An 11,961-nucleotide genomic window follows, 5' to 3' on the forward strand; every position below is an offset into this window, starting at 1 on the left:
CCAAACGCCGCCGAAGAGACGCCATCCTGGTGCCCCTCGAGCCGCAGGGGCTTGCTCTTGTCATCGGCGTTCCAGACCCGGGCGGTCTTGTCCCCTGAAGCGGTGACGATGCGCGTGCCGTCGGGGCCAAACGCCGCCGAATAGACGCGCTCCTGGTGCCCCTCGAGCCGCAAGGGCTTGCCCGTGCCATCGGCGTTCCAGACCCGGGCGGTCTTGTCCCCGGAAGCGGTGACGATGCGCGTGCCGTCGGGGCTCCACGCCGCCGAATAGACGCGCGCCTGGTGCCCCTCGAGCCGCAGGGGCTTGCCCGCGCCGTCGGCGTTCCACACCCAGGCGGTCTTGTCCCAGGAAGCGGTGACGATGCGCGTGCCGTCGGGGCTCCACACCGCCGAATAGACGCGATCCTGGTGCCCCTCGAGCCGCAAGGGCTTGCCCGTGCCATCGGCGTTCCAGACCCGGGCGGTCTTGTCCCAGGAAGCGGTGACGATGCGCGTGCCGTCGGGGCTAAACGCCGCTGCATGGACGCTCGCCTGGTGCCCCTCGAGCCGCAGGGGCTTGCCCGTGCCATCGGCGTTCCAGACCCGGGCGGTCTTGTCCCCGGAAGCGGTGACGATGCGCGTGCCGTCGGGGCTAAACGCCGCCGAATAGACGCGCTCCTGGTGCCCCTCGAGCCGCAGGGGCTTGCCCGTGCCATCGGCGTTCCACACCCGGGCGGTCTTGTCCAAAGAAGCGGTGACGATGCGCGTGCCGTCGGAGCTAAATGCCGCCGAATAGACGACATCCTGGTGCCCCTCGAGCCGCAGGGGCTCGCCCGTGCCATCGGCGTTCCAGACCCAGGCGGTTTTGTCCCCTGAAACGGTGACGATGCGCGTGCCGGCGGGGCTAAACGCCGCCGAATAAACGACATCCTGGTGGTCGAGAACCACGCTCGCGATTCCCTGATGCTTGGCCCAGAGGGCCAGCTCGTGCCACCGCGGCGGAAGCTCGCCCGCAGGTTCCATCTCGCGCACCAGGGCGAGGACCAGGGTCGGGTCGGACAGGTGCTCGCGCGCGCTCGCCATTCGGCTCGCATTGCGCGCCTCGGCGGTCCGCCTGTCCGCGAGGGCGGCGCTCCTCTGGGCCTCCGTGGCGTTCCTCTGGGCCTCCGCGGCCGTTTCATCGGCCCGCCGCGCCTGGCTCCTGGCCTGCACGCCGAGGAGCGAGACCACGAACACGATGAGCGCGAGAAACGTCATGATCCCGCCTGTCAGCAGTCGCCGCCGCCGCCGCGACAGCGAAGCGAGCCTGACGACCGCCTCGAGATACCCCCGATCCCGCTTGCCGAGCCCGAGTGTCCCCTCCGCGCCGCCCTCGGCCCTCTTCCGCGCGAGCCATTGCCCCGCCTCGATCGCCGCCGCGTCGCGCCACAAAAAGCCTTTTTCCTTGCCGTTCTTCTCCCATTGCGAGGCGGCGCTCCGCAGCTCGACCAGAAACTCCGCGTCCTTTTCGTTCTCGTCGAGCCATTGCTGGAGCTTCGCCCACCGCTCGATGAGCGATTCATGCGTCAGCTCGACGGTCTTCCCCTCCCGCTCGCCGCCTGCCTCGATCGAGAGCAGCCGCGCGTCGGCCAGGTGGTGCACCACCTGCTCGGCCATGGATGCTCCCTCCGAGAGCGCGCAGAGCTCCTCCAAACGCACCACCGCGCGTGTCCGCTCCGGCGTCACCAGGCGCAAGAAGATGGCCTGCGCGAGCCGCTGCTCGTGCACGCTCATCCCCGAGAGCACCGCGTCCGCGTGCGTCGAGAGCGCGCCCGAGACGCCGCCCAGCGCGCGGTACGCCCCCCGCGTCAAGAGCCGCTCTTCGCGGTCGCGCGCCTCCCATAACTTCGTCGCCGTGAACTGCAAGAGCGGCAGCGGGCTCTTCATCCCCCCGAGATCGCCGAGCATCTCGTCGCAGAGGCCCTCGTCCTCGAACCGATACCGCGCCGCTTCGAGTGGCCTCTTCAACGCGCTCCGCATTCCATCGGCCGTCATGGGCGGCAAGAACATGAGCCCCCGGGTCATCGCCGAGAGGAACCGCCGGTCCTCCGACACGCGATCGAGAAAATCCGCGCGGATGGTCACGATCACCCGCAGCGGCGACGACGCGTCGTCGGCCACGCCCTCCAGGCACGCGCAAAACGCGGCCCGCTCCGAGGCTTCCATCCCCAGCGTATACAGCTCCTCGAGCTGGTCCACGAAGAGCAGGATGCGGTGCTCGCTGCCGCGCCGCCTGCACCGCGCGCGCAGCCTTTCGCCGAGCGATCCCGGCTGGGTCCGCAAGAGCGCGGTGATCGCCGCCGGATCGGCTCCGCCCTCCGCCGCGTCGCCCGAGCTATCCGCGAAAAACGCGAGCACGTCGGCGAGCGCAGCGAGAGGACGCCGCCCCGGGCGAAGGACGAACGCCTCCATCTCGCGGCTCGCGCGCTTCAACGCCGGAATGACGCCCGCCCGCACGAACGAGGATTTCCCCGCGCCCGAAGCGCCCGCGATGGCGATGAGCTGCTGATGGCGGAGCTTGCCGAGCACCGCGGCGATATCGTCGTCACGCCCGAAGAACCGCGCGGCGTCCGATTCTTGAAATGCGGAGAGGCCCGCGAAGGGGCTCTCGTCCTCGGCGAGCGCCGCGGACGTCTTCGTCACCGCGCCGAGCCGTTCGAGCAGCTCCACGAGCTCCTTGGCCGAGCCGATTCGTTCGCTCTTGCGCTTTTTCAAGCACCGATCGATCACCTCCGCGAGCGCGTGGCCCGCGCCGAGCTTGTCACGGGCGCTCGGCATGGGCGTATCGAGATTCGAGACCCCCACGAGAGCCGGTAGGTCGAGCGGCGCGAGCGGATGCGCGCCGGTCGCGAGCTCGAACAGGATGAGCCCCGCGGCCCAGACGTCGCTGCGCCCGTCGAGCGGCTCGCCGAGCCATTGCTCCGGCGACATGTACGGCATCGTGCCCACGAGCGCGCCGTCCTGCGTCAGAGCGGGTGTTTGGGACTTCGAGGCGAGCGCGGTGGGCCATGTTTGCACGAGCTCGAGGGCGACTTGCTTGGCGATGCCGAAATCGACCACCTTCACCTGGCCGCCGTCGGCCAGCAGGATATTTTCGGGCTTCAGATCCCGGTGGACGATGCCCATGGCGTGCGCGCCGGCGAGGGCGCGCGCGACGGGGAGCATTCGCTCGACGACCACGGCCGTGGCGTCATGTGCTCTCTCCGTCATGGCCTCGCGAAGCGTGCGCCCCTCGATATATTCGAGGACCATGTAGGGAGACCCTTGCGCGTCGTCGACGTCGTAGATGACGACGATATTCTCGTGCTTGCATTGCGCCGTCGCGCGCGCCTCGGCGAGGAAACGCGTGGCCGCTTGCCCCGTATGCTCGAGCAGGAACTTGATGGCGACGAGCCGGCCGAGGCGAACGTCGCGGGCCAGAAAGACCATCCCCATCCCGCCCGCGCCGAGCTTGCGAATGAGCTCGTAATGTTTGAGGACCGTGCCGGGCTGCAAGGGGAGAGGGGCGCCGGAGGCTGCCGCGGGCATCGCCCCCTCGCGTGGAGCGAAGGCGGGCGCGGCGCTTCGAGGCGCGGCGAGCGTGGTCATCAGCACATCCGCGGGCTCAGGAGGTGTGGAGACGCCTGCTCGAGCGGCGGAGGAGGATTCGTCGGAAGGATCCATGACGGAGCGCCTTTGCAGGAGTGGATGCGGGCGGGGATGCGCGGCGGATGTTCTTCCGACAGCGCTTCTCTGTCAAAGGGCAACCTCTTGCGCTGCCCGTTCGAGTCGACTGCAAAGCTCGCGCACTTCGGGGCCCGTTGTGCCTGCGCATTGGACGGCGCCTTTCGCCTTGTACCCGCAGCGCTGACCTCCTATGTTTCCTTCTTGTGTACGCTCATGATCGAGCGCTGCACATGCTTACGGAGGTCACATGTTACGCGGAGGGCAACTGGGAATCTTGCTCGCCGCCATTCTGCTCGTTGCTTGTGGTGGCGACGGCTCGACCCCGACCAGCGGGAGCACCAGCTCCAGTGGTCAGGGTGGGTCGGGGGGCCAAGGCGGAGGGCAGGGTGGCGAGGGCGGTTCAGGCGGCGCCGGAGGATCCGGCGGCGCGGGAGGTGAGGGTGGCAGCGCGAGCGCGAGCCACGGCCCGCCAGCCACGAGTTTTGTGAGCGCTGGCGAAGTCACGACGAGCCCGAAGTATCGACTCGTGTGGACGATGGGCCAATCCACACAGAATCAATCCACGATGGATTCGACAGGGTATCGGTTGCAGGGAGGGCTCGTCGGAGCCAATGGGAGCGTGCCATGAAGGCTAGGTCGTTGATTTCTGCCATCTCCGCGGCCATCGTCGCCGCATCTCTCACGATCGCGGGCGCCGCGAGCGCAGCCGTGCCGCAGACGCTGACGCACCAGGGCCGGCTCTACGACGAGAAGGGTGCGCCCGTCGCCGAGAGCACGAAGATGAAGTTCGCCATCTATGACGCCGGCGGCACGGAGCTCTGGACGGAGACGCATACGGTCCTCTTCGACGACGGCTATTATTCGGTCGAGCTCGGCTCGCAGCAGCCGTTCTCGAGCGACCTTTGGGGCAAGCCGTCGCTGGAGCTCGGCATCACGATCGGCGACGATCCGGAGATGACGCCGCGCGCGGCGATCCGGAGCGTTCCTTATGCGCTCGTGAGCGGAGACGCCGTGGGCGACATTCATCCGACGACCGTCTCGATCGGCGGCACGACGGTGATTGATGCACAGGGGCAATGGGTCGGCGATCCGACAGGGCTCATCGGGCCCGCGGGGCCGGTAGGTCCGGCAGGTGCGACGGGTCCGGAAGGCGTCATGGGTCCGACCGGTGCGATGGGTCCGGCAGGTCCCATCGGCCCGACCGGTGCAATGGGTCCGGCAGGCCCCATCGGTCCGACCGGTGCACTGGGCCCGCAAGGACCGGTGGGCGCGACGGGCGCGATGGGCCCGCAAGGGCCGGTGGGCGCGACGGGCGCGCAAGGCGTGATGGGCCCGCAAGGCGTGATGGGCCCGCAGGGCGTGATGGGCCCGCAAGGCGTGATGGGCCTGCAAGGGCCTGCGGGCGTGACGGGCGCGATGGGCCCGCAAGGGCCGGTGGGCGCGACAGGCGCGATGGGCCCGCAAGGGCCGGCGGGCGCGACAGGCGCGATGGGCCCGCAAGGTCCCGTGGGCGCGACAGGCGCGACGGGCGTCGTGACGTCCTTCGGATTCGACGGAGACTGGACCCAAAACATGGCGACGAACGTCTTCGTCGCGCCTACGGTTTGCCGGACGGGCTCGTACACGCCGACGACGGCGAATGAGGTTGCCATCATCACCTTGAGCACGACTGCGCAAGCGCCCGCGGCTGGGACGAATTACTTCCTCGTCGATGCCGCCGTGGCGATCAACGGGAGCAGCACGTTTAATGGGCTCGCTTCCAACCTACAGGGCGATACGCTCAGCGGCGGCCTCGCGAGCGCCAGCAACACAGCGCGCTACCCGCTCACCCAGGGCACGACCTACGTCTTCGGCACGATCGCCAAGACGAGCGCCGCCGTGAACCTCATCGGGGCGAGCTGCTCCGGCACCGTCATGATCCTGAGAAACTGAGGTCGCGGGCCTCACCCCCCCACCGGCAGGGCGCGCTTGGTTCTCGATCTCCTGATGCTATCCTCGCCCCCGCCCCATGATCCTCGAATGTCGCCACTGCGGAGCGCCGCTCGACGTGAAGCCCGACGCGGCGCTCACGAAATGTCGCTACTGCGACACCACCAGCGAGCGTCGCCTCCTCCGGACGGTCTCCGTCGAGACCCCGCGTGATTTCCGCCCGCCCCCGCAGTGGCTCCCGCCCCCGCAGTTCCCGGCCCCGTCGAACCAGGCGCTCGCGTATCACGAAGTGACCTTGCGCGCGAACACGCGCGCGAACTGGATCGTCCTCCTGGTGGGCGTCTCGTTCGCCGCGGCGCTCGTCCCCGTCCTCCTCCTCACGCTTGCCCCCTCCAAGGGTGGCTCCTCGAAGAAGGGCGGGATCGTAGGGGGCGTGCTGCCGGGCAAGACGCCCCAGGAGCTCGCGGCCGTTCGAATCGACCAGACCCAGGCAGACCTCGCGAAGGCGCTTTGGGGAAGCCCCATGGGCTCCATGCTCGCCGTGCCCGTCTCGCACCCGCGGTACCAGAGCATCTCGTTCATGTACGACGACAAGGAGCCCACGTTTCCCCAGAGCTTCACGCTCGTGCAGCGCTCCGGAGCGACGCCGGATCCCAAGGCGCTCGAGGCCCTCGGGAGCCGCCTGCACGGCGGGCTCGTGGACGGGAGCTGGAACTGGGCAGGCCTCGTGGCCGTGCACACGGACGCGAAGACCGGCCTCGTCTCCGCCTCCGTGCTGGGGGCGCGCGTGGGCGGCACGAGCGCGCAAGCCAAGGTGCAGCTCGGCGCCATGTGGAAGCTCGTCCTGCACGCCGTCCTCGGCGCGGGAACGGGCCCGACCGCCGAGGAAGCCCGCTGGATCGGCGCGCCGCACCCCTTCGCCGCGCTGGAGACGATCGACCTCACGACGACCGTCGACAAGGCCGCCGCGACCCTGACCCAGAAGTTCCCCGGCTCGTCCTTGTCCACGTTCATCGAGCTCGGCGTCACCGTCTCCGTGGATCACCCGCTCTTGCGGAACGCCGAGCTCTCCTACCCCAACGAGAAGGGGGGCACGCTCCGGACCGTGGCCCTGCGCGGGAGCAAGGCGTTCCCGGAGCGCCGCGAGGGCCTGGTCGGCTGCCTGGAGGGCAAGCTCGGGAAGGCCAAGGTGGAGGATCGCGATTACCTGGCCAAGAAACGCGATTACGAGTTCCCCGTGGGCAAGCTCGAACTCCGCATCGGGGAGAACGAGGCCCGCGTGCACTGGCTCCCCGGACGGCTCAATGCCCCGGATTGGAAACGAATCGTGGGCGCGCTCGGCGCCTGCCGCTGACCCCGGAGCGTCCTTTGCAAGCCATCGTCAAGGTCTTCGAGGACAACCACATCGACCCGCCGTGGTCGTACCTCGCCGTCTTCGCGATCGACGCCGTCATGGTCCTCGTGATCGCGTTTTGCGTGCGCGAGATCCGGCGCGCGCGCCGCGCGGCCGTCGAGGCGGACGTGGTGATCAAGCCGAAGGCTCCGCTCTTCGAGGGGGCGCGGTTCGTCGCCGGCACGGTCGAGTTCGCGCAGGGCGAGTTCGAGGCCGTGCGGGTGACGATCTCGCAGGAGGGGAGCGAAGAGAGCGACAAGAACAACAACAAGTCGCATACGTGGACGGAGACGGAGCGCGAGACCCTCGCGCGGCCGTTTTATCTGCGTCACGACACGGGCGTCCGCGTCCGCGTCGAGCCGCCCGACGACGTGCTGCTCGTCGACACGCTCGATCAAAAAGAGTGGCTGCATTCGTCGAAGCGAAAGCTGCGGGCCGAGCTCTTGCCGGGCGAGCGGGTCGTGGTGGAGGGGCGGCTGCACCGGGCGCCGGATCCCGAAGAGGTCGGGGAAACCGCGGGCTATCGCCAGGCCGCCACGACGGGCTGGAGGATGAAGCCCTCGCCGCAGAAAGGCATGCACGTCTCGACGGAGAGCCTCTCCCGCCGGCACGAGCTTCGCGCGCGAGCCTTTTTCTGGACGTGCGTGTGGGTGGGGCTGCTCGGGCTCGCCATGCTCATCCCGCTCGGCACCTACCGGGCGCGCCTGCTCCTCGGGGAGAACGTGGTCGCGACGTACCTCGGCAAACGGACGTTCGAGCGGACGAGCAAAGGCAAGACGACCATGCACCACGGCGTCGACATTCGGTACGAATCGCCGCCGGGCACGGTGCGCTTCAGCCGGGGCATCGAGGTCGACGAGGACGATTACCTGGAGCTGCCGGCGGGGCCGGGGGAGATATGGCTCCGGCGTGTTCCGGGCTTTTCGACGGCGACGGCGCTCGGGCAGGGGAGCTCGGTGTGGGTCCCCCCCTGGGTCGCCGCCGCGGTGCTCGCCGGCATCGCGGTGTACCGCGCCTACCGCACGCACACCTATCGGCGCTGGTACGAAGGGCGCCTCGTCGAGAAAGACAAAGGGCCGCTGCCCCCGCAAACGAACGAGCGGTTCCTCGCGGACGATCCGGTCGCCTTGGAGGGGCGGCGCGCGCGAGCGCTCCGGCGCGAGAGGGCCGCCAAACACGTGGAGCCCATTCCGCTCGAGTGAAGCTCAGGCTTCGGCCTTGGGCCGCAACATCACGAGCAAGACGTCCGCGTCGGGGACCTCTTCCGTCGGCACGAGGCGCTTGCCGCCGCTCGCGAGCCGCACCTCGATCCACCGCGACGAGAGCCTTGCCCGGCGAACGTCCTGCCGTGAGACCGCGTCCCCCTCGCCGAGGTGCAAGCGCATCTCGTCGAGCATGCAGCGCCCGAAGAACGCGCGCCCTTTCTCCTGGATGCGCCGCTCGGCTTCCTCCAGCCGGCGATCGAAGGTGCGGGCCGCGATCTCGCGGCCGAGCGTGTACGGGTCGCGGACGGGCGTGGGCAGGCGGATGCGGTCATCGGCGTGATCGTCGAGCCAGAGCGCCGAGACCGCGGGCGGTGCGTCGCCGAGCGCCTCCCAGAAGAGGCCTCCGACGGACGTGATGTCCTGGAAGCGCAGGTCCCTCGTGTCCTTGCCGCGCCCGATGCGCAGCCCCTCCTCGTGCACCTCCACGCGTTGCCCGCGCGCCCGCACGAAATGGGAGAAGGCCCAGAACCCGAGCGAGCCGAAGACGAGCGCGGCCCCGCCGAAGACGACGAGGGCCGCGAGATCACGCCCCAGGTGCTCCGGGATGATGAAGAACGGCAGGGCGACACAATCGAGCGCGATGAGGAGGCAGAAGAGCCCCACGCCGATACGAACGCCCTGCTGGGCGAGCGAGACGGGGTGCTCCGAGACGAGCGCGCCCAGCGGATCGGCCTGACGATACGGAGTCTGGGCGCGCACGGTGCTCCTATTTCGCGACGTCGAGCCGCTTGCCTTTCGGCCCGTCGATGTCCGCGAAGAAATCGTTCCCCTTGTCGTCGACCACGATGAACGCCGGGAAATCGACGACCTCGATCTTCCAGACCGCCTCCATCCCGAGCTCGGGGTATTCGAGCACCTCCACCTTCTTGATGCAATCCTTCGCGAGCCGGGCCGCCGGGCCGCCGATCGAGCCGAGGTAAAAGCCGCCGTGTTTCTTGCAGGCCTCGGTCACGGCGCGCGAGCGGTTGCCCTTCGCGAGCATCACGTACGAGCCGCCGCTCGCCTGGAAGAGATCCACGTACGCGTCCATGCGCCCCGCGGTCGTCGGCCCGAACGAGCCCGAGGCGTATCCCTCCGGCGTCTTCGCGGGGCCGGCGTAATACACCATGAAATCCTTCATGTATTCGGGCATGCCGTCGCCGCGATCGAGGCGCTCCTTGATCTTCGCGTGTGCGATGTCCCGCGCCACGACCATCGGCCCCGAGAGCGAGAGGCGCGTCTTGATCGGATACCGCGCGAGCTCGGCCCGGATCTCGCTCATCGGGCGGTTGAGATCGATCTGCACGACCTCACCCGAGAGCTCCGCGTCCGTCGTCTCGGGCAGGTACTTCGCCGGATCCCGCTCGAGCGCCTCCAGGAAGATGCCGTCCTTCGTGATCTTCGCGAGCGCCTGCCGATCGGCCGAGCACGAGACCGCGATGCCCACGGGGCACGAGGCGCCATGGCGCGGCAGGCGGATCACGCGGACGTCGTGGCAGAAGTATTTTCCGCCGAACTGCGCGCCGATCCCGGTGCGCTGCGTGATCGCGAGGATCTGCCGCTCGAGCTCGACGTCGCGGAAGCCGCGGCCGAGCTCGTTGCCCTCCGTGGGCAAGGTGTCGAGGTAACGCGCCGACGCGAGCTTCGCGACCTTGAGCGTGTGCTCGGCGCTCGTGCCGCCCACGACCACGGCGAGGTGGTACGGCGGGCACGCCGCGGTGCCGAGGGCGCGGATCTTCTGCTCGACGAACGCGAGCAGGCTCTCCGGGTTCAGGAGCGCCTTCGTCTCCTGGTAGAGGTAACTCTTGTTCGCCGAGCCCCCGCCCTTGGCCATGAACAGGAATTTGTAGGCGTCGCCTTCGGTCGCGAAGATGTCGATCTGCGCCGGCAGGTTCGTCTTCGTGTTGACCTCGCGGTACATGTCGAGCGGCGCGAGCTGCGAGTAACGCAGGTTCGTCGTGCGGTACGTATCGGCGATGCCACGCGCGATCGCGGCTTCGTCGTTGCCCTCGGTCAGCACGTACTGGCCCTTCTTGCCCATCACGATCGCGGTGCCCGTGTCCTGGCAGGAGGGCAGCACGAAGCCGGCGGCGATGTTCGCGTTCCGGAGCAGCTCGAGCGCGACGAAGCGATCGTTCGCCGAGGCTTCGGGATCTTCCAGGATCCGCGCGAGCTGCGCGAGGTGGCCCGGCCGGAGCAGGTGCGCGATGTCGCGCATGGCCTCCCGCGCGAGGAGCGCGAGCCCCTCCGGCTCGACCTGCACGAACGTCCTGCCTGCCGCCTCGATCGTCGAGACGTGGTCCTTCGTGACGAGGCGGTAGGGCGTCTCGTCCTTGCCGAGGGGGAGCATGTCCTGGAACTGGAAATCGCTCATCGGGCGAAGGTGTACCCGAGGCGGTAGGCGCGTGCCAAGGGCGCGTTCGCAGGGGGCGGACAATTGCAGTGATCGCCGGTCTGGTTGTGTGGCGACGGATTGCCGCGCCGGGCTTCATGCAACCACGCTGCAAAGAAACGAGGTTGCTCGAAGGCATCACAAAGCTGCCTCGCGCGAGACAACACGCGGGAGGGAACGTAGCATCGAGGCATGCGCGCTTGGATCTCGGCTTGGATCCTGCTCGTGGCTTCGTGCGGAGGCGGCGGGGAATCGATCTCGCTCGGCGGCGGAGGCAACGGCGGGACGAGCCCCGGAGCGGTATCGAGCGGCGCGGTCGGAGGCGCAGGCGGAAGCGGTGGTGGCGGCGGCAGCGGAGGCGAAAGCGCGAGCGGAAGCGGCGGCGGAAGCGCAAGCGGAAGCGGAAGCGGTGGCGGGGGCGGCAGCGGCGGCGGAAGCGCAAGCGGGAGCGGCGGCAGCGGCGGCAGCGGCGGCCGCTCCGCGGTGTGCGTTGGCAAGAGCGTGATGCCCCCCGGCGACAAGGACATCACGATCACCACGAGCGGCGAAGAGCGGTCCTTCCGGGTGCACGTCCCGCCCGGCTACGACGCCGCGACGCCCGTGGCCGTCGTGCTCGCGTTCCACGGGTATACCGAGTCGATCGACGACTTCGCGAGCCGCACGCATTACGCCGAGGCCGTGGACGAGCGCGGCCACATCGTCGTGTTTCCGCGCGGCAAGGCGCCGTTTGGCGTGCCGGCCTGGAACGCGGGGACCTGCTGCGGCACCTCGCAGGTCCAGAACACGCCCGACGTCCCGTTCGTGCGCGACATGCTCGACCGCATCGAGCAAGACTACTGCGTCGACCCGAAGCGCATCCACGCCACGGGTTTTTCCAATGGCGGCATGCTCTCGCACCGCCTCGCCTGCGAGCTCGCCGATCGGATCGCCTCGATCGGCGCGGTCTCCGGCACCATGGCCATCCCCGAATGCGCGCCCCCGCGGCCCGTGCCCGTGCTCCACATCCACGGGACCAGCGACCTCATCGTCCCGTATGCCACCCCCCTTGCCGCGCAGACGGTTCCCAGCACGATCGAAGGCTGGACGACGAGGAATGGTTGCAACGCGGAGACCCAAACGACCTACCAGCAAGGCAAGGCGCGTTGCGAGCGCCAAACGGGCTGCGACGCGGGCGCCGACGTCGAGCTCTGCACGATCGACGGCGGGAGCCACGAATGGCCGGCGGGCGGCTCCGCCATGGGAATGGGCGACCTCGCTGCGACGGACTACATACTCGATTTTTTGGAGGCCCACGCCATGCCTTGACCCCTCGCCCCTTGA

General features: G+C 69.1%; 7 protein-coding genes. 4 read left to right on the top strand and 3 right to left on the bottom strand.

Going from position 1 to position 11,961, the window contains the following annotated elements; genetic code table 11:
* The coding region (locus QHF89_RS45630) for a WD40 repeat domain-containing serine/threonine protein kinase (RefSeq protein ID WP_284721804.1) at positions 1-3,605 on the bottom strand (3,605 nt) is incomplete at its 3' end.
* 702 nt (positions 3,606-4,307) lie between these two features.
* Between QHF89_RS45630 and QHF89_RS45635 the strand changes: the two genes are divergently transcribed.
* The 3 genes from QHF89_RS45635 (at position 4,308) to QHF89_RS45645 (ending at position 8,207) form a co-directional block, all read left to right on the top strand.
* Positions 4,308-5,615 (top strand): collagen-like domain-containing protein, encoded by a 1,308-nt coding sequence (locus QHF89_RS45635; protein WP_136972929.1) that lies wholly within the window; start codon positions 4,308-4,310, stop codon positions 5,613-5,615.
* A 76-nt stretch (positions 5,616-5,691) separates the two neighbouring features.
* Positions 5,692-6,966, top strand: coding sequence for a hypothetical protein (locus QHF89_RS45640; protein ID WP_136972930.1), 1,275 nt, complete (start codon positions 5,692-5,694; stop codon positions 6,964-6,966).
* Between the two features lie 14 nt (positions 6,967-6,980).
* Positions 6,981-8,207, top strand: coding sequence for a hypothetical protein (locus tag QHF89_RS45645; protein ID WP_136972931.1), 1,227 nt, complete (start codon positions 6,981-6,983; stop codon positions 8,205-8,207).
* Positions 8,208-8,210: 3 nt separating this feature from the next.
* Here the strand turns inward: QHF89_RS45645 and QHF89_RS45650 are convergent, their stop codons facing one another.
* Complete coding sequence (locus QHF89_RS45650) at positions 8,211-8,969, bottom strand: hypothetical protein (RefSeq protein ID WP_136972932.1); 759 nt, start codon at positions 8,967-8,969, stop codon at positions 8,211-8,213.
* 7 nt (positions 8,970-8,976) lie between these two features.
* A complete protein-coding gene (locus QHF89_RS45655; protein WP_136936068.1) occupies positions 8,977-10,623 on the bottom strand; it encodes a fumarate hydratase in 1,647 nt (548 codons plus the stop codon).
* Positions 10,624-10,833: 210 nt separating this feature from the next.
* On the opposite strand from QHF89_RS45655, the gene QHF89_RS45660 reads away from it, so the two are divergent.
* Positions 10,834-11,946 carry an extracellular catalytic domain type 1 short-chain-length polyhydroxyalkanoate depolymerase gene (locus QHF89_RS45660; RefSeq protein ID WP_284721805.1) on the top strand — a complete coding sequence of 371 codons (1,113 nt, stop codon included), beginning with the start codon at positions 10,834-10,836 and terminating at the stop codon, positions 11,944-11,946.
* Positions 11,947-11,961: the final 15 nt, after the last annotated feature.

Origin of the sequence: Polyangium sorediatum, assembly GCF_029946465.1 — a bacterium.
In the GTDB taxonomy this organism is placed as follows: Bacteria; Myxococcota_A; Polyangia; order Polyangiales; family Polyangiaceae; genus Polyangium; species Polyangium fumosum.

Bases quoted from the DNA above. Each gene is read 5' to 3' on its own strand.
- QHF89_RS45640 (WP_136972930.1), top strand. From the start codon at position 5,692: ATGATCCTCGAATGTCGCCACTGCGGAGCGCCGCTCGACGTGAAGCCC.
- QHF89_RS45655 (WP_136936068.1), bottom strand. From the start codon at position 10,623: ATGAGCGATTTCCAGTTCCAGGACATGCTCCCCCTCGGCAAGGACGAG.
- QHF89_RS45635 (WP_136972929.1), top strand. From the start codon at position 4,308: ATGAAGGCTAGGTCGTTGATTTCTGCCATCTCCGCGGCCATCGTCGCC.
- QHF89_RS45660 (WP_284721805.1), top strand. From the start codon at position 10,834: ATGCGCGCTTGGATCTCGGCTTGGATCCTGCTCGTGGCTTCGTGCGGA.